At 43.7% G+C, this 26,230-nt stretch carries 20 protein-coding genes; 11 read left to right on the top strand and 9 right to left on the bottom strand.

Annotated features, from left to right (window positions below):
- The first annotated feature begins 280 nt into the window (after positions 1-280).
- The 7 genes from JWG44_RS19725 to ileS all read left to right on the top strand — a co-directional run bounded on the left by JWG44_RS19725 (position 281) and on the right by ileS (position 9,835).
- On the top strand, positions 281-760 hold the full coding sequence (locus JWG44_RS19725) for a flavin reductase family protein (protein ID WP_205276773.1): 480 nt from the start codon (positions 281-283) through the stop codon (positions 758-760).
- A gap of 991 nt (positions 761-1,751) precedes the next feature.
- Positions 1,752-2,231, top strand: a complete 480-nt coding sequence (locus tag JWG44_RS19720; RefSeq protein WP_205276772.1) for a hypothetical protein — start codon at positions 1,752-1,754, stop codon at positions 2,229-2,231.
- 816 nt (positions 2,232-3,047) lie between these two features.
- Positions 3,048-3,377, top strand: coding sequence for a TM2 domain-containing protein (locus tag JWG44_RS19715; protein WP_205276771.1), 330 nt, complete (start codon positions 3,048-3,050; stop codon positions 3,375-3,377).
- Positions 3,378-3,386: 9 nt separating this feature from the next.
- On the top strand, positions 3,387-3,764 hold the full coding sequence (locus JWG44_RS19710) for a DUF2752 domain-containing protein (protein WP_205276770.1): 378 nt from the start codon (positions 3,387-3,389) through the stop codon (positions 3,762-3,764).
- Between the two features lie 410 nt (positions 3,765-4,174).
- Positions 4,175-6,412, top strand: a complete 2,238-nt coding sequence (gene purL / locus JWG44_RS19705) for a phosphoribosylformylglycinamidine synthase subunit PurL (protein WP_205276769.1) — start codon at positions 4,175-4,177, stop codon at positions 6,410-6,412.
- Between the two features lie 17 nt (positions 6,413-6,429).
- Positions 6,430-7,083 (top strand): leucine-rich repeat domain-containing protein, encoded by a 654-nt coding sequence (locus tag JWG44_RS19700; RefSeq protein ID WP_205276768.1) that lies wholly within the window; start codon positions 6,430-6,432, stop codon positions 7,081-7,083.
- 7 nt (positions 7,084-7,090) lie between these two features.
- Positions 7,091-9,835 carry an isoleucine--tRNA ligase gene (gene ileS, locus JWG44_RS19695; RefSeq protein ID WP_205276767.1) on the top strand — a complete coding sequence of 915 codons (2,745 nt, stop codon included), beginning with the start codon at positions 7,091-7,093 and terminating at the stop codon, positions 9,833-9,835.
- A 1,095-nt stretch (positions 9,836-10,930) separates the two neighbouring features.
- Here the strand turns inward: ileS and JWG44_RS19690 are convergent.
- Both JWG44_RS19690 and JWG44_RS19685 read right to left on the bottom strand, forming a co-directional pair.
- Positions 10,931-11,674, bottom strand: a complete 744-nt coding sequence (locus tag JWG44_RS19690; RefSeq protein ID WP_205276766.1) for an LA_1326/LA_4305 family lipoprotein — start codon at positions 11,672-11,674, stop codon at positions 10,931-10,933.
- Positions 11,671-12,039: an STAS domain-containing protein gene (locus tag JWG44_RS19685; protein ID WP_118970870.1), complete on the bottom strand. Its 369-nt coding sequence runs from the start codon at positions 12,037-12,039 to the stop codon at positions 11,671-11,673. Before JWG44_RS19685 ends, JWG44_RS19690 begins: the two co-directional genes overlap by 4 nt.
- A 121-nt stretch (positions 12,040-12,160) precedes the next feature.
- On the opposite strand from JWG44_RS19685, the gene JWG44_RS19680 reads away from it, so the two are divergent.
- The 3 genes from JWG44_RS19680 to JWG44_RS19670 all read left to right on the top strand — a co-directional run bounded on the left by JWG44_RS19680 (position 12,161) and on the right by JWG44_RS19670 (position 15,876).
- The gene (locus JWG44_RS19680; protein WP_205276765.1) at positions 12,161-14,029 is read left to right on the top strand and encodes a hypothetical protein; all 1,869 of its coding nucleotides are present in this window, start codon (positions 12,161-12,163) and stop codon (positions 14,027-14,029) included.
- A 19-nt stretch (positions 14,030-14,048) separates the two neighbouring features.
- Positions 14,049-14,768, top strand: a complete 720-nt coding sequence (locus JWG44_RS19675) for a carbon-nitrogen hydrolase family protein (RefSeq protein WP_205276764.1) — start codon at positions 14,049-14,051, stop codon at positions 14,766-14,768.
- Positions 14,769-15,357: 589 nt separating this feature from the next.
- A complete protein-coding gene (locus JWG44_RS19670) occupies positions 15,358-15,876 on the top strand; it encodes a YcxB family protein (RefSeq protein WP_205276763.1) in 519 nt (172 codons plus the stop codon).
- A 102-nt stretch (positions 15,877-15,978) separates the two neighbouring features.
- On the opposite strand, the gene JWG44_RS19665 is transcribed toward JWG44_RS19670, so the two are convergent.
- The 7 genes from JWG44_RS19665 to JWG44_RS19635 form a co-directional block, all read right to left on the bottom strand.
- Positions 15,979-17,046 (bottom strand): AI-2E family transporter, encoded by a 1,068-nt coding sequence (locus JWG44_RS19665; protein WP_205276762.1) that lies wholly within the window; start codon positions 17,044-17,046, stop codon positions 15,979-15,981.
- Positions 17,039-17,566 carry a cyclic nucleotide-binding domain-containing protein gene (locus JWG44_RS19660; protein ID WP_118970876.1) on the bottom strand — a complete coding sequence of 176 codons (528 nt, stop codon included), beginning with the start codon at positions 17,564-17,566 and terminating at the stop codon, positions 17,039-17,041. The genes JWG44_RS19665 and JWG44_RS19660 overlap by 8 nt, the downstream gene beginning before the upstream one ends.
- Positions 17,567-17,570: 4 nt before the next feature.
- Positions 17,571-18,119 carry a lipoprotein signal peptidase gene (locus JWG44_RS19655; RefSeq protein ID WP_069608120.1) on the bottom strand — a complete coding sequence of 183 codons (549 nt, stop codon included), beginning with the start codon at positions 18,117-18,119 and terminating at the stop codon, positions 17,571-17,573.
- On the bottom strand, positions 18,116-19,837 hold the full coding sequence (locus tag JWG44_RS19650) for an ABC1 kinase family protein (RefSeq protein ID WP_205277071.1): 1,722 nt from the start codon (positions 19,835-19,837) through the stop codon (positions 18,116-18,118). Before JWG44_RS19650 ends, JWG44_RS19655 begins: the two co-directional genes overlap by 4 nt.
- Positions 19,838-19,848: 11 nt before the next feature.
- Positions 19,849-21,087 carry a Gfo/Idh/MocA family protein gene (locus tag JWG44_RS19645; RefSeq protein WP_205276761.1) on the bottom strand — a complete coding sequence of 413 codons (1,239 nt, stop codon included), beginning with the start codon at positions 21,085-21,087 and terminating at the stop codon, positions 19,849-19,851.
- 341 nt (positions 21,088-21,428) lie between these two features.
- A complete protein-coding gene (locus tag JWG44_RS19640; RefSeq protein WP_205276760.1) occupies positions 21,429-22,016 on the bottom strand; it encodes a WG repeat-containing protein in 588 nt (195 codons plus the stop codon).
- Positions 22,017-23,019: 1,003 nt separating this feature from the next.
- Positions 23,020-24,504: an amidase gene (locus JWG44_RS19635; RefSeq protein WP_205276759.1), complete on the bottom strand. Its 1,485-nt coding sequence runs from the start codon at positions 24,502-24,504 to the stop codon at positions 23,020-23,022.
- 156 nt (positions 24,505-24,660) lie between these two features.
- Between JWG44_RS19635 and JWG44_RS19630 the strand changes: the two genes are divergently transcribed.
- Complete coding sequence (locus tag JWG44_RS19630; protein ID WP_205276758.1) at positions 24,661-25,635, top strand: ankyrin repeat domain-containing protein; 975 nt, start codon at positions 24,661-24,663, stop codon at positions 25,633-25,635.
- Positions 25,636-26,230: the final 595 nt, after the last annotated feature.

The raw sequence follows: 26,230 nt of genomic DNA, 5'->3' as shown, positions 1-26,230 counted from the left end.
TTCGCTTTATCCGTTTTTGGGAACTTTCCGAAAAGATGAAGAGCGATCGGACAACGGATAAAATTGGAAGAATATTCCGAAGAAACCGACTTGCTCGAAAGCGTTTCCGCGACGTACCGTTCTACTTCCGATTACGATTCAAAAAAACAATCTCGAAGAGTAAGATCCTTTTTTACGAAACAGAATCTTAGAATTTTCGATTGAGATGAAAATCGTATCAAAGCTCCGTTTGTTTCGATGAGAAGTTGACAAAGACGTTTCCGTTTTTAAGATCGACCTCATGAAAATTACGGACGAAGTTTTTAAGAATGCGCTTTCTCATTTTCCTTCCGGTGTCACCGTCATTACGTATTCTCATCTTGGGAAACAGAGCGGTCTTACCGTAAGCAGTTTTAGTTCTCTTTCCCTCAATCCTCCTTTGGTTCTTTTTTGTTTGCAGAAAAATATCGCAAGTCACGATCCGATTCGAAACGAAGGAAAATTCGTGATCAACATTTTGGCTAAGGACCAAGATTCGATCTCCAATCAATTTGCGTCCGGTAAGACCGACAAACACGCGCTTATCGAAGAACTCGAATGCAAAAAGGGAGAATTAGGGATTCCGATTCTTCCCGATATTCTTTCTTATATAGAATGCGAAGTGGACCAGTTTGTGGACGGGGGCGATCATTCGATCGTGATCGGAAGGGTTATCTCCGCCGGCTCCGACGATTCTTTGCGTCCCTTACTCTATTATCGAAGAAACTACTATTCGATTTGATAAGAATGGGATTCGTCTTTGGTTGATTTTTATTTTGTAATTCTAAAACGCCGCTGAAGAGAGACGTGAAAAGTTCCGCTTTATCCTGACGGAAATTTTTCATGTGTAGAAGATATTGAATTCTTATCTTGATCCCATATCGATATTGGAATTTATACGATAACTTCCTTTTTCTATTTTCTGAAATCGGAATCTTTCCAAAAACCTTAAAACGGCACTCCGTGAGATTGGTATCGGAAACGCGGGAGCTCTCCCGGATTACACTACACACGAACGGTCCTATTGTTAATGGACGATTGGAGTTCCTACATTTTTGTGAAACTCGGCGTTCAGCTTTCGTTGGCGCAGTAACTCAATTTTACTTTATCCGAAAGAGCAAGCTGCAACGTTCTGTTGCGGTTTTTGGACGGGTTCTTATTTCCCAAAAATGAAAAATATTCATTTGAAGAAGAGGGATCCATTTTCTCAAAAATGCGAACAAGGACGAATTTTGGGAAAAGACTAAAAATCCCGAATATTCGATGATTTTTAAGACGATTTGGAAAAAAACTTCGGCGGAAAAATTTTGAGTTTTCGTATTACTTTATACGACTTAACTTTCCGAGGTAAAACGAAAACGTAAAATGAAAAGATTATACATAGTGTTTGGATTGTTTTTTATATTTTATTCCGTTTATTTTTTCGGGTGGATTTTCTATTCCCCTCAAACGCCTTTTCATTTTTGGAAATTTATTTTTAGATCCGTCCAGAGCGAAAATTCCGGAGAAGAGCCGATCTGTGATCTGTCAATTTTGGAATTGGGAGATGGAGGTTGGATGAGAAAGAATTCTTCCGGCGAACCCCGACCGATTTTGATCGAATACATTCTGACTCATTGTCAAAAATAAGTCTTCGAAAATTCGTTTCCGAAATTTTCCAAAACAAAAAAATATGAGAGAAGTGTTGATTCTTACGTTTCCATCGTAACGATGTCGAAATTACGGAGTCGCTTATGGAATATTCTTATGTATTGAACGTGGAACGTCAGAAGAAGAATTATTTATTCGGTTATTACAACCGACCCATTCTCTGGTTTCAAAGAAGATTTTTACCATTTCTTCTTTTGATCCTTTCCGTTTTGGAATTTTTTCTTTTTGAGAATACGGACCGTTATGTGATCCCTTTGTTTTTCGGAATTTTCGGTCTGTATTATATCGCGAGGCCTTTTATTTTTTTAAAAAGAATTCGGTTTCAAGACACGAGTGGAAAAATTTCCATTTCGGAGAATGAGCTGAAAATTTCCGACGAAAAAGGGGAACTCAAAATTCTTCCCGAGGAATTGCTAAAGGTAGTTCCTAAAAAGCATTATTTGTTTTTAAAAGTGAGGATGCACGTGGTTCAATACTTTCTCGTCGATCTAGACGCCATTCAGGGAAATTCAAAAGAGTTTGTGAGAGAGTTGGAAGTTTTTTCCCTTCGAAAAGAACGATAATTCTTTTTCTTTTTTTTAGTAGATCCTCTTCAAAATGGAACTACCTTGTAATTTTTTATTTGCCGTATACATCAGGTGAGAACCCGTCTCTCAATGGTTTGATTTTATCGAATCGTTGCGATTTTTCGCGATTGTTTTAAGTTTTGAAATCAGATCTAAAGCTTTTGGATCATCCTCTAAAAAAGGGATCTCCCCAAAAAAGTCCTCTCATTTTTTATTCTATAACGTCGCTCTTAGCTCCGATTTCTTCGGCGATTCTTTCCTTTCGATCGTCTGTCGAATTTTCTTCCGCGCGGATTCATTTTATGTGAAAGCCAATTTTAATATTTTAATGAATTCTAATGTACTATTTTCGGATCCAGAAGAACGACTCTTTCGGTTTCATTTTGAAGAAATTTAAATTCAAGTTATAACGAGCGATTATTGAAATCAAATGTATGATATCCTGATCCGTAGCTTGGGTTTGCATTGTTTGCGAACTTTGCTCAGATAAGATCACGGAAACATAAAGAAGATGATTTTCTATTTCAATGTCCAATACGTAATCACCCTCCATTTTCCCCAAAAAGAAAAAATAAAAAACGATTCCGCTCTCGGAATCAAATCTTTCTTCGTTCGAACTTCTTAAACAATAGAACGAGCGGAGAAAATCGCAAAGGTTCTTTCGGCGCGAAGGCGCGGGATCTACGTTAGTTGTGATTTAAAGATTAAGCCTGACTATTTTATCCAAAATAAGTCTACGGAATCCTTCGTTTTGAAACACTTGAGACGGATAGGATTCTAAATTAAATATTATAAAATGCTGGAGTAGCTTTAATGAGTGAATTTAGGGAAAAAAATATGGATGAAGTTTTTTGCGGTTCTTGCGGATCCGCGATCAAACGAGAAGCCGAAATTTGTCCGAAGTGCGGAGTCCGTCAAAAAGGGAGCACCGAAGGAGTTTCAGAAAACTGGATGACCACATTCTTACTTTGTTTTTTTCTTGGGGTTTTAGGCGCACATCGCTTTTATACGGGTAAAACCGGAACTGCCGTTTTGATGCTTTTTACCGGAGGAGGTTGTGGACTTTGGGCGTTGATCGATTTGATCACAATTCTTACCGGAAGTTTCAAAGATTCGAAAGGAAACAAAATTACAAGGAATTAGTTTTTTCCCATGCCGGTTGTATCCAAACTCATATACAAAGGGCATGGGATTTTTGTCCGGATCCGAAGTTTTGAAAAAAGTTTTCGTTTTCTTTTCGTGGTCGCGGGAGCCGCGATCTTTTTTTGGATTCCGGAAGAATTCATTTACGATCCTTATCCCCTCTGCTTATTTCGCTTTCTCTTGGATTGGGAATGTTGGGGGTGCGGCACTACAAGAGGTTTTTGGTGCATTCTGCATTTTCGTTTTGAAGAGGCTTCTCGTTACAATCCTGGGATTTGGTTTTCCTTTCCTCTTTTTGTTTTTTGTTTGTTGCATTGGGTCTTTGCCCCTAAATTTTTTTCTCTGAGAAGAATCGGGTTTTACCGAGCCAACCTGAGATCGAAGTGAAGATGGAAAGTGTGAGTTCCTACTTTTGGAAGAGGCCGGAGAAACGCTTGAATCCCAAGTTTGTTTTGGAGAATTTTCCTGTGATTTTTTAGGAACCGAAGGTCGGATCTCTTTCATGGAGAGGAAAAATCCCGGACCACAAATGGATCTTTGTAAGAATTCAGATTCCCTTTCGCGAAAGTAGGAACTCCTAAAACCAAAAGGCTGATCGTTACCACCCAGGACCTCGTGGGAATTCGGATCCGCTTTTCTTTTGTGTGGGAACTCTCACAAAGTCTCGATTTCAGCAAAGGCCTCGGATTCCTTCCCTTGAAAAAGTCTTTCCATCCAATCCATGTTGGAACTGCTCAGATGATTTTATCGGAATATTTGATTTTCAGAGGGCGACTCGGAAAAAATACTGGCAATCGATGGAAAAAGACGCCGTCTCCTTACAAGACGCCCTGGAACACGGGCTTACCGCAGAAGAATTTCAAAAAATCCAGGACATCCTCGGAAGGATCCCGAACTCCACAGAACTCGGAATTTTTTCCGCCATGTGGTCGGAACACTGTTCTTATAAAAACTCGATTCTCAAATTGAAAACGCTCCCGACCTCTTCGGATAAACTCCTCGCGAAAGCGGGAGAAGAGAACGCGGGAGCCATGGACATCGGCGACGGACTTGCCGTGGTCTTTAAGATCGAAAGTCACAATCACCCGACGGCCGTGGAGCCTTACCAAGGCGCCGCGACCGGTGTCGGTGGAATCATGAGAGATATTTTTACGATGGGAGCTCGCCCTATCGTTTCTCTCAATTCCCTTCGTTTTGGAAATCCCGACGAACCTCGAAACAAATATCTTCTCTCTCGCGCCGTCAAAGGAATCGGAGACTACGGAAATTCTCTCGGGATCGCCGTTTCCGGCGGAGAACTTTTTATCGATGAATGTTTTTCCAAAAATCCTCTCGTAAACGCGATGACGGTCGGAATTGTTCGTCACGATCAGATGGCGAGCGCGACCACCGGCGGACAAATCGGAAACGCGGTTTATATCGTCGGAGCTACGACGGGAAGAGATGGAATCCACGGGGCTTCTTTTGCTTCCAAAGATCTTTCGAAAGAATCCGAATCCAAACGTTCTGCAGTTCAGGTCGGAGATCCCTTTATGGAAAAACTTCTTATGGAAGCGAGCCTCGAAGCGATTCAAAAAGGACTTTTGATCGGAATTCAGGACATGGGCGCGGCGGGAATTTCCTGTGCTACTTCCGAGATGAGTGCGAAGGGAAAAACCGGGATGAAGATCAACTTGGATCTTGTTCCCTTTCGAGAAACCGGAATGAACGCCTACGAAGCGATGCTTTCGGAATCCCAAGAAAGAATGTTGGTAGTTCCTAAAAAAGGAAAAGAAGCCGAACTCGTATCTATATTCGAAAAATGGAATTTGAATGCGGTTCAGATCGGAGAGATCACGGACGACGGATATATCGAAATTCTTATGGGTGGAATCCGCAAAGCTCATATTCCCGCCGAATGTCTCGTGTTAGGCGGAGGAGCGCCCCGTTACGAACGGGAAATCAAACGTCCTTCTTATCTGGACGCGGTAAAATCTTGGAAACCGGATTCTCTTCCCGACGTCGTTTCGGGGAAGAACGCGACGGACGTTCTCATCCAGATTCTTTCTTCTTGGAACGTCTGTTCCCGAAGACCGATCACGGAACAATACGACAGCGAAGTGGGACTCGTAAAACTCATAGGCCCCGGACTCGACGGCGGGCTTTCTTCGATTCCCGATACGAACAAGGCTCTCGCGACCGCGACCGATTGTAATTCCAGATATACTTATCTTGATCCCTATAAGGGCGCCGAGTTTGCGGTTTGCGAATCCGCTCGGAACGTCTACGTTACCGGAGCTCGTCCCCTCGGAGTGACTAACAATCTTAATTTCGCAAATCCTTATATTCCGGAAAACTACTATATGTTTTCGGAATGTATTCGAGGAATGGGAGACGCCTGTCGTTTTCTCGGACTTCCGGTGACCGGAGGAAACGTTTCCTTTTACAACGAGTCTCCGGAAGGCCCGATCTTCCCGACGCCGACGATCGGAATGGTGGGAATTCTCCAAGACAAAACAAAACTTCTTTCCAATTTCCCAAAGGAAGCGGACATCGAACTCGCGATCCTCGGAAACTTTCGTCCTTCTCTCGGAGGAAGCGAATATCTAAAAAAAGTTCACGGACAAGTCAACGGCGCGATTCCCGAACTCGATATCAAAGAAGAATCGGCTCTCTGCGACCTGATTCTTACCTTAAACGAGAAGGGAATTTTGAAATCGGCGAGAGATCTTTCGCTCGGAGGAATCGCGATCGCACTTTCCAAGACGGTTCTTTTCTCCGGACTCGGAATTTCCGCAGACTTGACTTCCCTAAAACAAGATCGTCTCGATCTGACTCTTTTTGGAGAAACCTCCACTTGTGTTCTCGTGGGTTTTGGTTCTTCTCAAAAAGAAGAAATCGAAAAACAAACCAAGACGGCCGGGCTCAAATTTTATCCGGTTGGAAAGACGGATGCAAGTCGAGTATTAGAATTTCAAAAAGAAGGAATCCGTCTTTCCTTTGAACAACTGAATGAGCCGTATGAAAACGGTTTAGAAGCCGTATTCGCACTCTAAAAAGGAAAAAAGAAAGAATGAAATCTCTCTTCTTAAAAAAACAAACCCTGATTCTTATTTTCGCCTCGGCGATGGTTTTTTTTGCAACTTGTAAGAAGAATGTGGAAGAAATATTAAACGAAGCAAATGCAAAGGCGGATTCCGTAACGATTCTCGATTTGGGAATGCAAAAGTTGACTTCAATTCCGGACGGAGTTTGTAAGTTCCCGAATCTGAAACGTCTCGACCTTCGTTTAAACAGTTTGGCTTCTCTTCCCGATTTTATCGGAGAATGTAAAAGTGTGGAACAACTCAACGTTTTCGGAAACGACCTCACAACCTTTCCTTCCGCGCTTTCTAAATTGAAGAATCTGAAAGTTTTTCTCGCGGGAAACAACGATCTTACCAATCTCCCTTCCGAACTTCTTTTTTTACCCGAAATCAAAACGATCTATATGGATCAGAACAAACTGACTCTCACGGAAACCGACGTGGACATTCTCGCGAGCCTTTCCAACTTGGAAGAATTGGATCTGAACCTCAACTCGGGAATCAAATCTCTCCCATCCAATTACACGAAGCTAAAGAATCTGACTCGTTTAAAAAGATTGAATATTAAAAAAACCTCACTCAAGGGAGAAGACGCGGAAAAACTGCAGGCGATTCTTCCCAAAACAAAAATCGACTATTGATATTTATATGAGCGAAACACAAAAAGAAAATCCGTATTCTTCCACAGTATTACTTCCCAAGACCGACTTCCCTATGAAAGCGGATCTTGCAAAAAAAGAACCCGCACAGATTCAAACCTGGAAGTCAGAACAGATCTTTCACAGGATGAGGGAACAAAGAAAGGGAAAAAAAGAATTCATTCTTCACGACGGTCCTCCCTACGCGAACGGAAACTTTCATTTGGGTCACGCGCTCAACAAGATCTTAAAAGATACGATCGTAAAATCGAAAGCCCTCGCCGGTTTTTATACGGACATGATTCCGGGATGGGATTGTCACGGACTTCCGATCGAGGTTCAGGTTTTGAAAAATCTCGGCAAAAAGGCCCGTGAGACCGGACCCGAAGAACTGAGACAACTTTGTAGAAACTACGCCGAAGAATTTGTGGGAAAACAGAGCGAGGACTTGAGCCGGTTTCTTTGTTTTTGGGAAGAAGGAAGAATTTACAAAACGATGTCTCCCGATTTCGAAGCGAGAATCGTGGAAGTATTCGGAGATCTTTTTCAAAAGGGTTATGTCTATCGAGGAAAAAAACCGGTCTATTGGTCCATCGATTTGGCGACGGCGCACGCGGAAGCCGAGATAGAATATTATCCTCACGTTTCTCCTTCGATCTATGTGAAATTTCCCGTGATCGGAGAATCGAATCGTTTCTGTCTCATCTGGACGACAACTCCTTGGACTCTTCCGGCCAATCTTGCGATCTGCTTTAACAGAAAAATTGAATATTCTATTTTTAAAATGGAGTCCGGAGAGGAATTGATTCTCGCGGAAGGACTTTCCGAGAACGTCACGAGTGCGACCGGAGTCGCGTTGACAAAAGTAAAACCGATCACGACCGACGAACTCGCGGTTCTTAAATTTCAACATCCTTTTATCGATCGGGTTTCCATTCCTCTTTTTGGGGATCACGTAACTCTGGAAGCGGGAACGGGTTGTGTGCACACGGCTCCGGGACACGGACAAGACGACTATAAGGTAGGACTGGCCGCCGGACTCGAACCATTCTCACCCGTGGATGATTACGGAAAATACACCGATGAATTTCCGCTCATGGAAGGAACCAAGGTCTTTGACGCAAATCCTCTCATCATACAACTCTTGAAGGACAAGGGATTTCTTCTTCATCACAGCGAGTTTGAACATTCTTATCCTCATAGTTGGAGAAGTAAAAAACCTCTGATCTTCCGCGCGACTCCTCAGTGGTTTTTCAAAATGGACTTCAACGAACTTCGGGAAAAATCTCTCGCTGCGATAGACGGCGTTCAGTGGATTCCAAACTGGGGAATCACAAGAATTCGTTCGATGGTGGAGACAAGACCGGATTGGTGTTTGTCTCGTCAGAGAAACTGGGGAGTTCCGATTCCGGCGTTTAGCTGCGAAGCCTGCGGGGAAACCCATATCAACGCGGAATCGATTCAATTTTTTACGAAAAAGGTTCGGGAAAAAGGGATCGAGATCTGGTATACGGAAAAGGCGAGCGAACTTTTACCTTTGGGCGTTACTTGCGGAAAATGCGGAAAGGATTCCTTCAAAAAGGGAAACGATATTCTGGACGTTTGGTTTGATTCCGGTGTTTCCAACTTTGCAGTGTTAGACGAGAGAAAAGGAGAACCGCCTGCCGATCTTTATCTGGAAGGATCCGATCAGCACAGGGGTTGGTTTCAATCTTCTCTCTGGCCTTCGATGGCCCTCCGAGGAATTCCTCCCTACAAAGCGGTTTTGACGCATGGATACGTATTGGACGAGAAAGGGCACGCAATGTCCAAATCTCTCGGAAACGGAATCGATCCTACCGCAGATATCATCAACGTGTACGGCGCCGATATTCTTAGACTTTGGGTGAGTTCTCTGGATTTTAGAGACGATATCAAAGTCGGAAAGGAATCCGTGAAGATCGTATCCGAACAATATCGGAAAATTCGAAACACGTTCCGTTATCTTTTAGGAAATTTAGAAGGACATCGTTCCGAAGAAAATCTTCCCTTTGAAGAACTGGAAGAACTAGATCGATTCTATCTTTCCAAACTCTCACAGTTTGTGGAGGACGCGAGTGCGAGTTATGAAACGTATCAGTTTCATCAGATCTATCAGAAACTCATTTTATTCTGCACCGTGACGTTGTCTCAGGATTATTTTGATATGATTCGGGATCGGATGTACTGCGACGCAAGAGATTCCAAAACAAGAAGATCCTCCGCGACCGCGCTGCAACACATTCTGGAAACGTTATGTATTTTGACCGCGCCTATTTTGAGTTTTACCGCCGAAGAAGTCTGGGCTTCCGGCGGAAAAAAAGAATCCGTATTCTTACAAACGTTTCCGGATCTGAAAGTTTGGAAGAATTCCGCGCTTGAAGAGAAATTCGAATCCGTGTTGCAGGCAAGAGAAGCCGTTCAGAAAGCCCTCGAACTCGCGAGACAAGAAGGGAAGCTCGGGAAGTCGCTCGAAGCCGGACTTGAGATCGTATCGAAAAACGGATCCAAACTCACAACATTCGTACCGAAAGAAACGTTGGAGCTCCTGTTTGTCGTATCGCAAGTGCACGAGGCAAATCCGAAATTGGAAGTTTTGTCTTCTCACGAGAACGAAAAATTTTCCGTGAAGATTTTGAAACCCTCTCAAGGAGAATGCCCTCGTTGTTGGAGACATACCGAAGACATCGAGAAAGAAGGAGACCTCTGCGGTCGTTGTAAGTCCGTCGTAGGTTGATAAATCAGGAGGGGGAAGTTTCCCCCTCGCTACAAACGCATTCGCGTTTTTCGCTACCCCCTCTCCGGGAAATGGACCCTGATGGAGCCCGGACCGATCTTGCGCTGTGAGATCGGGCTTTTGACTCGCTTGCACACGGGAGGAGTTCCCGCAGTTTCCTAACACGGCTTTGGCAGAAAACAAAACGTCAATCTTCTAATAAAACCGAACGTCCGAAGCCTTGCGGAGAAGATTTCAAAAAGTAGGAACTCTCACACTTTTTCACCGGAAACATCGGATTCGGAGAAAGCTGTCGGAATCAATTCTAAAAAAACGATCCTGAAGATTTCGCAGAGGATCGAACGTAGGAACTCCTGCGATTCTTCGATAAACGGGATCTCGGGTTTCTCATTGAAAGTAGGAACTCTCACACTTTTTCACCGGAAACATCGGATACGGAGAAAGCTGTCGGAATAAATTCTAAAAAAACGATCCTGAAGATTTCGCAGAGGATCGAACGTAGGAACTCCTGCGGTTCTCAAAGCTCGTTTGATTTTCCGATAAAAGAAGTGTGGGAACTCCTGCGATTCTTCGATAAACCGGATCTCGGGTTTCTCATTGAAAGTAGGAACTCTCACACTTTTTCTGCCGAAAGCAGACGAGGGAGCGATTGTTCGATTTCCCAGGATGTCTTTCTCGCGAGAAATCAAAAAGTAGGAACTCCCGCAGTTTTCAAAGCTCGTTTGATTTTCCGATAAAAGAAGTGTGGGAACTCCTGCGATTCTTCGATAAACGGGATCTCGGGTTTCTCATTGAAAAAGTAGGAACTCTCACACTTTTTTCTACCGAAAGCAGACGAGGGAGCGATTGTTCGATTTCCCAGGATGTCTTTCCCGCGAGAAATCAAAACGTAGGAACTCCCGCATTCTCAAAGCTCGTTTGATTTTCCGATAAAAGAAGTGTAGGAACTCCTGCGTTTCCTAAAAGTTTTCATTGGAGCTGAGATCGGGTTCCAAAAAAGTAGGAACTCTCACCTTTCCAAAAAAAAATTCCTCCGACAAAATTACCGCCTCCAAAGAAAAAAAAAGCGGTCTCAAAAAGTGAAAAGCCGGAAACTCAACCACCGCCGGGACGATCGTTTTCGTCGGTCAGTCTGCGGATCTCGTTTCTCTTTCGAGGTTTGAATTTATACTGATCCATCTGATCCAGATTGAAAACCACCCATTTTCGATTGGGAACATTCTTTACGGTTTGAAATGGAACGACTCCGTTATCCGAAATCTCGGTTCCATCCGAAACGTTCGTGAGATAGATTTGTCTGATATCCGTCCAAAGGGCAAAATCCAAACCGACGTTCTTATCGATGATTTCTCTTTTGATCTTTCCGAAAACGACGTTTAATTTCCCTTTCTCGCCCCAGATGAGCGCCGTGGTCAATTCTTCCGTCGAAATCACGGATTGAATGTCATCGTATTTCGTAATCAAAACGAGGATTTTATTTTCAGGAAGAGATTTCATTACATGAGGAAGATCCCTTGCGATGATCTCCAATTCTCCATCGGAAAAGACATGGTCCGTAAAAAAACCGAGAGAGGATTTTTTTACATACTTTAGATTTCCCAAAAGATCCTTCCACTGTTCCGGTTTGAGATCTGCCGGATGCGAAAAAGGCCCGGGAGGAACAAAATCGTCAAACTGGTCGACTTTGGACGGAGAAATTTTGAAATAGGCGACTTCCTCTGAGTTATAAATGAGGTTTTGACTCTTGGACCAGAAGAAGATCCCTCTTTCGTGGACCCAGGAACATTGAACAAGGAGAAGAATGAAAAGAAGAGAGAAAAATTTGAATATTAGTTTCATTTAGAATTTTGATCCACAAACTCCTGAAAAATCGGATACTTGTTTAGAAACTCGTCGTTCGTATAAAGGTTCACAATTTTATCCAAGCCCGAGAGTCGAAATACGGAGTTTAGAGATTTATTGAGGCCGAATATGTTCACAGTTCCGTTTTTTTCGCGGATTTGATTCCGTACTTTGATGATGATTCCGATTCCGGAAGAATCGATGAATTTGACCTTCCCCAGAAAAAAACTGATGATTTCAGGACTTCCGCTTTTTACCGATTCTTCGAATTCGTAGTAGAAATCCCTTGAATTATCCATCAGAATATCTTCAAGAACGCTAAGAACGATATGGTTCTCTCGAATCTCGCTGCGGATGATCATCAGATCGAAAAAACACCCGGAAGAAAGGTCTGTCAAGAAGTAAAATGAATCAGTATCTTTCTTGATTTATTTCTCAGAACTGCAAATTTGAACTGAGACGCGGGATTGCAAGGGTTGCATTATGGCTGAGTTTGATAAAACAAAACGCTCCATCGGAGTGAACAATCTGGATGATAAGGCCAGAAAAGAAATGTTCGATAAATTCCAGTCTGCCGGCGGCAAGGTCGTCAATGACAAGGATAAAAAGAAAGAAGAAGCAGCCCGTAAAACCAGCCAGCCCAACATTCGCCAAGGCCAGAGAAGTCAGGCCGGAGGAAGAGATTCTTCTTCTCGCCCCGGTGGTGGTTCCGGAGGTCGTTCTGGATCTTCCGGTGTTTCCGGAGGAAAAGGCGCCCCCGTTTCCCGAGGACCGGCTCCGAGAGACCGCAAAGCTCTCGAAGACGAGATGGGAAACTTTATCAATCGATTCTCCGTTCGCGTCAAGTGTTGGTTAGGAAGAGTCACCGGTTTTTCATCTTCGGAACTTCTGCCCTCTTTTTTATCCGAGTTCAATCTTTCCGGAAAAAAATCCATCTTAGAATTGAACTTTGTGGGGAATGATATTCTCGGAAACCCGGCCTATGCGGGAAAGATCGCAAAGGAACTCGACGCACAAAACCCGATCTATATAGAACTTTTGGGAAGAATGCATAAACTCTATGACAATAACGAAGTCAATCAGGTCATAGAACCGCATAACGCAGCTCCCGATCTACCGGTAAGTATTTCCAGGGTCAGAGATCCTATCTATTCGATCTTTAGAAAATTATACTATGTTTATCCGTTTCAAGGAAGTTACGTAAAAGCGGTGAACTTGGGTTATGCGGCTCTTGAAAAACTGGAAGGAAAACCTTCGAGCATCTACAATACGAAGAAAAAAAGGGCGCTTCAGGAGTTCGATTATCTTTACGGAACTCTTTTTGAAAAATTCTATCTTGTGATTCTTCGAAACGAGAATAAGAATATTCCTCTCTTAAGCAATACGATGGAAGCCGTGATCGGAATCGTTCCGGAGGAGAAACCCGGGCAAAGACAACAGGGAGAAGAATTGGATGAAATCTCCGGAGGAGCGGCCCCCGAAGAAGAAGTCGTAGAAGAGGAGAAAAAGGAAGAAGTCAATCCGGAAGATTCCTTGAGTAAGGAATTAAAATACGGCCTAAAATTGATGCGTATGCTTCCTCTCGATCAACTTCGCAAAAAACACGACCCTAAGGGAGAACACGAACTCATTCCGTCCGCGGACAAAGCCTTTCTCACTTGGTTATTCTTTAAGGAGTTCGACGCGGAGTATTCTTTCGTAATGACTACGAAGAAGATAGAACTCAAACCTACGATCGTTAACGGCGCTAAGGTGGATTATCGCGAAAAGATGGTGGATCACTACGAAACTTCGAGAGCCTCCATCGAGCAGTTCCGGATCTACGATCAATATTATAAAGAACTCAAAAATCATCTCAAAAACCCGGGCGCCAATTATATCGAAGCTTCGAAAAAGACGACAGCTCTTGAAACAAAAAGAAGTCAACAATCCAGAAACGTTCGGGTGACGGTAAAAGAGTTTGTGGAAAAGACCGGAGAAATTTTGGAAAAACTGATCGCCGACATGAAATCGAAAAAAGAGGTCGTCACAAATATGGACGAACTTATGACTTTCGATCTTATGGAGTCCAAAAGAAGACTCAACAAAAAGCCGATCAAACAATGTATTATGGAATCCTATTGTTATGCGATTGCTCTTGCGGGAAGGCTCGAAAACGGAGATCTTTTCGGAGGAGTCACCGAACTTTCTGCGGAAGAAATGGAGAAAGAATTCGGAATCAAGACGGAACAAGCCGGCGGAGAATCGGATCTTGGAATTTCCGGAGGCGGCGCAGGTCAAGGAGAAGTCGGTTCTTCCGAGAACCTGGATGCGGATTCGCTCGGTGTGAATCCTTCCATCTTAGGGGATTAAATCAGGAAGGTATCGATATTTGGCATCGGCAAAAGTAACTCTTTTTCAAAAACATCTCAATCAACCCATCACAAACGAACAAAAATCGAAACTGGCTAAGGAGAAATCGGATTTTCTCCTTCTTCCGGAATACTTTCCGTTTTATAACCCATCCTCCACTCCCGAAGGTTGCGCGGAAAAGGCAAAATTTCTTACAGACGAGTTATTGCAAATTTCTGAATATTATAAGGGCGTAATTATAGGCGGTTCCATCTTCAGAAAAGACGATTCCGGGAAATTGAAACTTTCAGTTCCGATCATTCAGAGCGTAGTAGTGATAGACTGGTATGAAAAACGGGAACTTTTGTCTTCCGAAAAACCCGCAGTCGGCGGAGACGCCGAAACGATTTTTATCATGAGCGGGTTCCGTTTCGGAATCGTAACGGGAAAGGAAATCGAAAATCCAAAACGTCTGGAAGAATTAAAATCTCAAAACGTAAACCTTCTTTTCCATATCGATTCCGTTTTGGAACCCGATTCTACACACGCTCAGGACCTGGAACGTTATGCGAAACTTTCCTCTCAATACGGAATTTTTATAGCGAGAGTAACCGGCGTCGGTTCGGCCCTCGGTCGCCAAGGAATCGGGAGAAGCCTTCTTTCCACCGCCTCCGGAGTCAACTGGAAGGTCGCAGAATCCGAAAAGGATAAGGAAGTGATCAAAACCGTCACGATCAACGGAGTGAACGGATTGTTTTGAAGGATTCGGCCTCACCGGATTCCAAGGTGTTTTAGACCGGAATTTTCGATTTCTTTTTGATCCAATCGATTTTCATATTCTTACTTTGATAATGATTTCAATTTCTTTCTTCATAAAGGTTCCTGCATGTATGATCTATAATTTGTTCCAAAACTTGTCGAGCCGTGCACACGCGAGACGCTTGTGTTTCCAAGAAGGATGGAACTCCGATCAAAATGGAACTGCATCCATTGTTTGGAAGATTCCGGAATGGTTTAAAAAAACAATCGGTGGAACTTCGAGCTTTTATGGAACGGCTTAGAATATTCCTAACGCTCGAAAGACTGAAATTTCGGAAAATGGTTTTTTAGAATTTTATAAGAATGCGGTCACATCGAAAAGAGATCGCTTGTTATTCAAATGAATCGAATATGGTTGGATCCGGCGGATTTTTTTTTCGAAAAAAACTTGAAATCGGACTTTAAACCGGTCGGTAATAGAATTACGGAAGATTCTTTACGGCTTCGACGAAGACGCACGATTGTTGAGCAAAATCGTTTCCGATTCTAAGATACAAAATTTTTCTATAAAACTCATCCGGTAATACTCTATGCAAATCAACTACGAATTGGCTTTGGAAGATATCATAAACTTTAACGAATATCATTTTCGACATTCCAAGGTTTCGAAAAAGAAAAGAATGATCGCAAAACTCGTCATTCCCATCTGGACCTTGTTTGTTTTTTTGGCTTTGAACTATGCGACCTTAGACGAAACTTCTTTATTCTTCAATATTCCGATTTTCTTATTTGCGATCGTTTGGTTTTTTCTTTTTGATCGTCTCTATTTTTGGAGACTCAGAAACAACGTCGATAAAATGCTTCGGGAAAAGGAAAACAAAGGAATGATCGGAAAACAGAAAATCACGTTAACCGATGATTTACTTCTCTTCGAGACGTTATATACTTCTGCCCAATTCAAACCGGGTTCTATCGGTGAAGTGGTGGAAACAAAGGATTACTTCTTTTTATACGTATCCTCTTTGAGCGCTTTGATCGTTCCTCGGTCGGCCTTTCAAAATTCGGAGAAGGAAGAATTTCTGAAAAAACTTCAGGCTTTCGTAGTTTAAAATTTTTTGGCGCGACTTTTAAAAGGAACTTTCCCGAAACGCGGGTTGTTGAAAAAGTTAGAACAGTCCGAAATCGAAAAAAAGTTCTCTCTCGGTTTTCAATTATAAAAGATTATGATCCTTCATCGAGCTGTAAAACGTTTGGATCGTTACCTTTAAGATCGCCGCCATCGGAACAGCGATCAACATTCCCACAAGACCCAAGGCCGCGCCGCCTACGGTAACGGCGCCGACGACTACGATCGGGTGCAAAGAGACGGATCCGGAAATCACAACCGGTTGAATGATGAAATTGTCAATGATCTGCGCGATCAAAACCACGATTAAAATCGAAGTCATCATTTCCGTCGAGGCGCTTCCTCCGATGACGAGCGAGAAGAACAACGGCGGGATCGCTCCCATAATCGGACCGAGATAGGGCACCGAGTTTGCGACTCCTAAAAACAGACCGAAAATATAAAAATACGGAAGGCCGATGATATAAAAACCGGTCGTCGAAACGATACAGATGATTGCGCTCTGAATCATGAGACTTTTGAGATAATTCGTCATCTGTTCGTTGATCTTGTAGGTGACCATGAGCGCCATTTCAAAATAACGATTCGGGATCAGGGAGATCAGATTCTTATACATTCCATTTCCGTTTAGCAAAAATAAAAATGCGAAAAGGGGAGTGATGATCATATAGCCGATCAAAGTCGGGAAATAGGAAACCAGACCTTTTACCTGTTCGTGCATGAGTTCAGCGATTTTTTTGATCAAATCGTCGGGTCTCAAGGTCTCGTTCCAGCTCGCGGGGAATTCGTTAAACTGAAGATTTACGGTTACGGTCAGATATTTAAACTTAGCGTCGTCCAGATCCTGTTTCCAATTTTTAAGAATCGGGTTTAAACTGGATACGATCGGAGGAGCGACCGAATTGATAAAGATATAGATCGGTACGCTGATTACGATCATAAGGATCGCGATCGAAAGAATTCTCGGAATCCCGATACTTTCCAGATTGTTGATCGTTCCGTTAAAGGCGTAAAAAATCAAAAGCGCCATCACGATCGGAACCGCCAAAAGTTGAAGTCCCCATAAGGAAACTACGATCGTGAAAGCCACGATCAGAAAAAAAATGATTCGTATAAAATACTCGGAGAGTTCTCTTCTTTCCGGATCACGCATTCTTTTGTTTTCCGCGGAAGTAGGCTTTTTCCAGAAGCCCGTTTGTACGATGGAGTCTTTCCACGATGACGGTCGAAAGGCTCATGAGAATTTCGATCCCGATTCTCGGTTTTGTTTCTATGATTTCTTTTAGGTCCGGCTGAAAAAAGCCGAGAAGAGTTGTATGTTCCATCGCGATCGCGCTCGCGGTTCTTCTTTCTTCCGTAAAAAGGGAAAGTTCTCCGAAGAAGGCGTGTTGATCGAGATGGGCGAGATCGAGTTCGATTCCGTCTCGAACGGAACGAATTACTACGGAGCCTTCATAGACGAGATAAAAACCCGCTCCGACTTCTCCTTGTCTAAAAACGGTCTCACCTTCTTGGTATTCTCGGACGTGCACCATTCTCGCGATTTCAATCAGGGTTCTTTTTTTCATTCTTCCAAAAACGCTCGTCTCTCTTAGAAAATGAATGATCTCCTTATTGTTCGCTTCCTTTCGGCTGAATATCTTTCTCCAGATGGGCAGATCCAAGGCTTTCAAGAAATTATTTCTCCTCTTCGAGTTTCATCGTCAGGATCAGAATCGTGAGTCCAACCGTGACGCAGGAATCGGCCACGTTAAACGCGGGCCATCTTGAGAAGAGTAAAAAGTCGGGCCAGTCGAAATCTAAGAAGTCCACGACTCCGATGTATTCTCCGGGATTGGGATGAAACCCGATTCTAAATCCCGTTCCGGGAATTTTTACGAAGAATTTGTCCAGGAAATTTCCGAACGCTCCGGCCATTACAAGATTCCAACCCCATGGATTTCCGAGATCGAAATTTTTCCATCTGTAACCGATCAAAAAAATAATCGCAACTCCGGTCGCAACCAAGGAAGGAATCGCGTTGTCTTGGAAGGCTCCGAAAACAAAACCGGTGTTAAACGTAAGAGTCATTCTAAAAAAGTTTCCCAGAACTTCCACGTAACGATGCGGTTGATAGTAAAGAATCACGAGGAACTTTGTCAGAAGATCCAAAACGACGCCGATAAAGATGACCCCCAGATAAAGAGGACGATAGACGTCTAAAAATCGTTTTTCAAAATATTTCACAAAGGGTTTCCTTTCTTTTTAAGTTTATTCTTCCAGAATGAATAGATGAGTACAAGTCCGAAAAAGGCGGAGGTTCCGAAAAATCCCCAGCTCTGCATTTCCAATCCTTTTTCGAGATAATAATTTCCGAAATGAATTCCTGCAATCAAGAATCCGGAATAGAGAATCTGATGTCCCAGGACATACATCTTTCGAGTATGCCGTTCCACTTCCCGAAGTTGGATTCCCTGTTTTCCCCGATTGATATTCTGGAGGACTTTATAGAATTCTCCTGGGATGGAGAGAGTGTTTCCTAAAAGATTTTTATCTTCGTTTAACAAAAGTGACTCCAGTCCGCCTTCTTTCCCGGTGGCGACTGCCCGGAACGGTTTTTCACCGTAATCCAAAACGGTTCTATACGGATCCAGGATCGCCGTGATCCCTACCAATAAACCTAAGACCCTTTCCAGGAAAATGAAATTTTCGGGGATCTGAATCATTCTAAAAATTTCTTTTAGACTGGAATTGATCTCCTTTAAAAAAAGGCGATCCTCTCTTGTATGAATCTGATCCAAGGAAAGATTCTTAAAGTAATCCGTATCGGCGATAAACCTTCCCAGTTTTTCCAAAGAATAACGGACGACTTCTTCGAGTTTGTCCCGGTCTGCGGTTTCGGAAAGAGCTCCTATGTCTTCCAAACCGGAGACAACTCCGTAGTAGTCTTTGCTGATCGCGGAAAGAAAGATCTTTTTGAGGGCAAAAACTCCGTTCGGGTCCATTTCTCCGACGGCTCCAAAATCGATAAAACAGAGTTTTTCATCCGGTGTATAGATGAGGTTTCCGGGGTGAGGGTCCGCGTGGTAGAATCGATATTGAAAGATCATAAGAACATAAGCCTTTACTAAAAGTTCCATCGGTCTTGATTTGGCCTGACCTTTGAGAACCGGAGTAGCACGAGTGATCTTGACCCCTTCGATAAACTCGGTAACCAATACGCTCTTCCCCGAAAATTGACGAATGACTTTCGGAAATACATAGTCGGGTTCTTCCGCAAAAAAAGTTCTCATTCGATCGTAAGAATCCGCTTCGAGTTGAAGATCGGTTTCTCTCGTTACGAGATGGCTGATCTCTTCGTGAACTTTTTTGAATTCGAAACGAAAGAGATAACGGTTGATCCGTTTGAGAAAGGAGCGGATGTTTTTGAGATCGTTTGCGATGAGAGATTCGATTCCGGGGTAGAGTACTTTGACGGCGACCTTTTGTCCTCCGATCGAAGCGACGTGAACTTGTGCGGTCGATGCGCTCGCTTCGGGAATACTTTGTATGTCCGGGAAGACCTTTGTGATTTCTTTTCCGAATTCCAGACGAAAACGTTCTTCGATTTCGGAGAAGGGATGAGGAGGAACTCTGTCCTGTAAATCTTGAAGCGATTCGGTGAACGAATCCGGAAAGATATGAGAGAGGTTTCCGAGATATTGTCCGAGTTTGATATAAACCCCGCCCATGGATAAGAAGAATTTCCGGCTGTCTTCTCCGAGACTGCGAAAGTATTTCTCCTGAACGGCTTCGTTTCGATAAGAGGGAAAGAGGATTCTTCCCAATTTAAAAAACCAGAATATAGACCAGATTTTTTTCCAAACAAAGGTGCTGGCGTTCCAAAATCTCCAGGCGCTGCTATGCCTTTTGTAGGATTGTGTTTCCTGAGGTTCGGCTGTTCCGGTTGTGGAAGAAACGAGCATAGACAAAAATTCTAAACCTCTAGGATTCTTTTTTCGGCTTTCTTCCGAATCGTTTCCAAGATGGAAAGAATCCGGAGATTCTCCTCCATGTCTCCCGTGATCTCGGAAGGTTTTCCGCTGAGATGTCGGAAAAGAGATTCATAGAGATTGAGAAACGGATTTGAGCCTGCGGAAGATTTTTCGGAAATTGAAACCGGAGTCAAACTATTAAATCCTTTGTATTTGCGGGAAGGTTTGGATTTCCAGAATCGAACCTCGTCGTTCCCCACGAGGAAACGCGCCGATTCTGTTTGGATGTCCAACTCAAACTGAAAGTATTTTCGCATTCCACCTGCTTCTAAGAATACGGTTTCTCCCTTTGGATACGTGAGGAGGGCGACCGCTTGTTCCTCCACGGAAGAATCGGGATACGAACGGAGAACGGAATGAATCCGGTCCGGAATCCCGAGATACCACGTGAGAAGGTCGACTGCGTGAGTTCCGTCATGGAAAAGAGGGCCCGTCCGATCGAGGGCCGCGCGGCCCGGGTTTCTGGCGGAAGTCAGGACGGAAGCTCGGATCGTCCGAACCGGGCCGAAGGTTTCTTCTTGAATCCATTTCCGAACCTTCCTGTAGAGAGGATGATAGCGTCGTTCGTGATTGACTCGGAGGTCCGTCCCGGTCTCGCGACAGAGTTTGGCGAGTCTTTTGGCGTGGGAAAAAGAATGGCAGACCGGTTTTTCCACGAGCAAATGTCGGAATCCGTATCGAATCGCCCGGCTTGCGAGTCCGAAATGTGTGTTCGAAGGGGTTGCGATGATGACGAGACATTTGCCGAGGTCGAAGGATTTTTCTTTGGCGTGTGAGTTCCTACTTTTGGGTTTGGAACCGATCTGAAAAGGGAGAGTTTTTGCGTTGGACGAGGTTCCGACTTTGGGAACGGATCGGGAGGACGTCTTTTCTTTTGAAGCGGAGAAAGTAGGAACTCCATCTTTTTCTAAGGTAGAATTCGATCCTAGATTTTTCCTTGATCGAAATGCCTTGGACCACTCCTGAAAGTCGGAGAAACATTTTGTTTCTTGAATATTCCAATCTTTGCAAAATTGTTTCCGTCGTTCCTCCGACGGATCGATCGCTCCTATAAGGTAGAATCTTTTTTTTCCCCAAGGAGAAAAGATCGAGCCGGCGTGTGTGCAGGGATGATTTCGGAGAGAATCCTTTTCGAGAAGAGAGGCGATTCTTCCAAGTCCGATAAGTAAGACGGGAATCATGGTGGGCAAAGCATTTCGGGGTTCCGACTTGGAATCAAGAGATATTTTGTTTTAAAAAAAGATCGAAGAGGGAGATCCTACTTTTTTCAGGAAGGGCTTATCGCTCCACAGAAAAATCTGCGATCGTTTGTTTTTTATCTCAAGGTGGTTCGTTGGATAAAAGAAAAGTAGGAACTCCCTCGTTGTGCGGCTCCGATTCTGATCCAGAAAGGGATATTCTGTTCCAAAATTTCGAATGAAAATATTCTTCAGTCGATTTCACCTTTGAAAATCAGATTTCATTGAAGTCGAACGAACAAATCGCAGGTAAGAATCCGGAATTCTCCATTCCTAAAAGCGCATTATAAAATCGGAATGTATTTTATTAATTTGCCCTTGGTTGCCCGCGCGATTTTTTTGTTCCAATCGGTGGAGATGGAATCATATTCGATAGGAACTATGATTGTTCCTTTTTTATCGATGAGACCGTATTCTCCGCCTTCGATTTTGGAATGTTCGCCTAACTTTACCGACTTGCAACGAAGGCAAACAACCGCAAAACCTTCTTCGAATGGAAAAGCAAAATCGAACCGAGCGGGAATGATTTTCTTACAGTGAGGGTCATAAAAACCGATTTTATTGTTTTCTTTAAAACGTGCAAAGTCTTCGACAAAAGGATCAGGGCCGTTGTCATACAAAAACGGATTTAACAAGACTCGGTTCTTTTCGTCTATGCAAGACCATCCCCCATCTCCGAACACAAAAGCGATCCCGTTCTCGTCAAAATCGTAACTAAAAGAATACTGCGCTTCGATTACTACGTTTCCCTTTCGGTCCTTGAAACCGTATTTCCCGTCTTCTTCGAAGGAGGAGAGGGATTCTTTTTTGCAATTTAAGATAGAAAGGATGAGAATTACGAGTGTGACTGGAAACCAAAAGAATCGATTCATAAATGCTCCAACAGTTTTTTCGGAATCAAAAAACAATACGATATTGTTACGCTCTTTTCGTGAATTCATTTTATACTTTGAAAAACAAAAATCTCAAGATATAGGCGGAAAGTAAGGATTCTTTTTTTGCCTCGGACTTTTTGCGCATCGAATTGTTCGAAGTTCGCCTAAGCGCGGGAAGTTTTCGGTAAGAGCTCCTACGCACTCGACTTGTGTTGAATATACGAAGTTCGCCTAAACCCCGCTCCCACGGGCAAGTGCATATACAACTGGGACTTTGTCGTTCCTCCGACGAAGGTTTTTTCTGTCGACTTAACGAAGTTCGCCTAAACGCGGGAAATTCCCCCGTAAGAGCTCCTACAAGCCTCGACTTGTGTTGAATATGCGAAGTTCGTATAAACGCCGCTCCCTCGGACAAGTGCACATACAACTGAGACCTTGTCGTTCCTCCGACGAAGGTTTTTTCTGTCAACTTGACGAAGTTCGCCTAAACGCGCAAAAAATTCTGCCGTAAGAGTTCCTACGCACTCGACTTGTGTTGAATATGCGAAGTTCCTATAAACGCCGGCTCTCTCGGGCAAGTGCACATACAACTGAGACCTTGTCGTTCCTCCGACGAAGGTTTTTTCTGTCAACTTGACGAAGTTCGCCTAAACGCACGAAAAATTCTCTCGTAAGAGTTCCTACGCACTCTCGATCTCGCAATTGTTCGAAGTTCGCCTAAGCGCGCAAAAAATTCTGCCGTAAGAGTTCCTACGCACTCGACTTGTGTTGAATATGCGAAGTTCGTATAAACGCCAGCTCTCTCGGGCAAGTACACATACAACTGGGACTTTGTCGTTCCTCCGACGAAGACTTCTTCTCCGTCGACTTAACGAAGTTCGCCTAAACGCGCAAAAGATTCTCTCGTAAGAGTTCCTACGCACTCGATCTCGCGATTGTTCGAAGTTCGCCTAAACGCGTAAAAAGCATTCCTTTGTGAGAGTTCCCACAAATTTCGACCTCACTTATGTTTCGACCAAGGTACTGCCTTTTCCAATTGCGCGCTGAGACGAAAGAGAACGTCTTCTCTTCTTTTCGCCGCGGTAAACTGAAGACCCAACGGAAGTTGATCGCTTGTCTGACCGATCGGAATCGAAACCGAAGGTTGCCCCGTTAAGTTTGCGAGTTGTGTAAAAGGAGTTCTGGAAAGACTTTTTTCAACGAGTTCATCCACAAGACCGGAAGCCAGCAACATTCTTCCCAAACCCAGACGACCCACAACCTGCATCGCTATCTTTTCGCCCAGCTTGGGTTCGAGTTCTCCTATCTTTGCAGGCGGCATCGCGGTCGTCGGAGTCAAGTAGACGTCATAGGTCTCGTGAAAAGTTTCCATCGCAAGGGCGGCCTTGTCCCATTCTTGCAAAGTTCTTACAAACTCTCCTGCGGAAACGGTTCTTCCCAAAAGTCCTAAAATCCAAGTCACGGATTCCACGTCGCTCATCGTCGCTTTTCTTCCAAGAATGGGTTCTAAGTTTTTTAATTGAGCGGCCATTTCACCGAAATACATCGTGATAAACGCTCTTCCAATCGCCTTTCCATCCACGGGCGCGTCCTTTTCTTCCACCTTGTGTCCGAGAGAATGTAAAAGTTTTGCGGTATGAACGACCGACTCCACACAATCGGGATGTACCGGAGTTCCGATCGGCGATTGAGTGGAGAATGCGATTCTCAGTTTTCCCGGAGATTTTTTGATCTCGGAAAGATAACTCGTCTTGGATTCTTCAAAAGAAAAAGCGCCTGAGTTTTCGATTCCGCATAACGCGTCTAAGAAGGCGGCGCTATCCCTCACGGTTCTCGATAAAACGTGATCCACCGAAGCGCCTTGCCAAAATCTTCCGAAGTATGGACCGACCGGAGTTCTTCCCCGAGTGGGTTTGAGTCCGAATAACCCGCAATAGGCGGCAGGGATTCGAATCGATCCTCCTCCGTCCGACGCGGTCGCAACCGGAACCATTCCAGCGGCCACGGCCGCACCCGAGCCGCCGGAAGAACCTCCCGGAGTTCTTTCCAAATTCCAAGGGTTTCTCGTAGGACCGTGTAACTCCGGTTCGGTGATTCCCATAAGAGCGAATTCGGGAACGTTTGTCTGTCCTAGAAAAAGAGTTCCCGCCTTTCTCAATCTTTTTACAAATTCGGAATCTACGGGGGAGATATAATTTCGAAACGCCTTTGAACCGGAAGTAAGAGGGGCTCCTCCGATCGAATGGACGATGTCTTTGACAAGAATCGGAACTCCCCGAAACGGACCGTCCGGAAGTTTGGACTTGGCGTCTCTTCGAGCTTCCTCAAAAAAACGATGGATGACCGCGTTGAGTCCCGGATTGGTAGATTCAATTCTTTCAATCGCGGATTCCACAAGTTCGGAAGGATGAACCGCTTTTTTACGAACCAAATTGGCGAGACCTGTAGCGTCATAATAGGTATATTCTTTAAAAGATTTTGACATGATCCAACTCCGAAACAAGAGGAACTCCGGAAAGAATCGCGGGTCAAGATAAAAAGGGCGTTTTTAGGATTCCGAGAAAAAAGGGGTTCTAAAAATGTGGATATACAACCGTCGGAAATCCGATCTAATAATTAGAAACGGTCTTTTAAAACAACAATGATTTCTACAATTCGCAAAATCCCCTGTCTCATTCTCATATTTCCCTTCCTACTTTCCGCGGATCCGGTCTTGGACAACGAGTTCTTGAGATCGGTTCAAGAAGGAGATCCTAAAAAAATGCAGATCCTTCTCCAAGCCGGAGCGACTGTAGATGCAAAAGATTCTCGGGGAAAAACCGCGCTTATGATCGCAGATCACAGACCTGAGATCGTGGAGGTTTTGATTCGTGCCGGAGCCGACGTGAACGCTCAGGATAAAGACGGGAGTTCCGTCCTTTCCGAAAGTCTTTCCGGACTTTTAGACGTAAAGGTTTTGGACATCGACGACCTCGCGGTTCCAAAACGTCTGATCGAATCCGGAGCCAAGATAGAATATTTTTCCAAGATCGATTCATCCGGAAAAACGGCGCCCGTATCCGTTCTGAACGTTGCGATCCGTCACGGGAACTTAGTTCTTGTCCAGTTTCTGATCGAAAATCAGGCCGACGTGAACTTTGATAAAGGCGCTCCGGAAGAATTTCCTCTTTTCCTCGCCTGTGGAGCCGGCGCTTCCATACAAAATTTTCCCATCGTAGAATTTCTCTTAAAACACAATGCAAAGCCGGATTACACAAGTCGTTTACACGAAGCTCATTCGGAGGGTAAGACGATTCAATTGGGAGCTGATAACGCGCTTCATTTTCTCGCGGAAGAATCGGAGACGGATTTTAGAATCGTAGATCTTCTCATAAAGTCGGGAACAAACGTGAACCAAAGAAACGCAGAAGGAATCTCTCCTCTTTTACAAGCGATTCTCAAAAAGAGAACGGGCTTGGCTCAGAAACTTTTGGAACTCGGAGCCGATCCGAGCCTCGCAGATACACACGGACGAACTCCTTTGGAAGAAGTTCGAAAACAAAAATCGGATTCGCTCGAAACTCTGATTCTAAAAAAACTCGGAATTAAGGAGAATGGAGATCGGATCTCGCAGTAATTTTGTTATTCTTTCAATTGGTAGATTCCTATAAAAGTCCACACAACCCTTCTTTGTATCCATTGAAATAAGAACCTCTCCCAGTTTTGGGACGCTTAGTAAGTTCAACGTTTCAGATTTCCACTTACTCAGGTAAGCGTTCTAAACGCCCTAAGTAGTATTTTGTCGTCGACGGAATCAATTCCAACCGATTTGAGTTCGCTTAACAATTCAATGGAACGTTATCTCACATCTTTCCATGAAAAAACCGCGTTTCACAATATCTGAGTCTATCATCTAAAAAAAACCGAAATCGGTCGAATTTTGAAACTACTCGGAAAAGATATTAAGGATTCGTCTATAAATGTGAATTTATAGAGCGCATAACGCCGATATAAATCGATCTAAAAGAACGATGCAAATTACCGAAAGAAGAAGTGAGAATATTTGATTCAGAAAAAACTTGATTGATACCTTTTCATGATTCGACGGTATAAAAATACATAAATTCAATCGGATATTTTTTACCGAACTCCTGGAAACCAAAGTCGAAAAAATATCCATCCCATTTCGCTTAATCTTTTTGTATACACACCACAATAGGATAGTTCTAATC

Origin of the sequence: Leptospira ainazelensis (assembly GCF_016918785.1) — a bacterium.
Lineage (GTDB): Bacteria > Spirochaetota > Leptospiria > Leptospirales > Leptospiraceae > Leptospira > Leptospira ainazelensis.
This window is presented reverse-complemented; position numbering and strand designations above follow the sequence as displayed.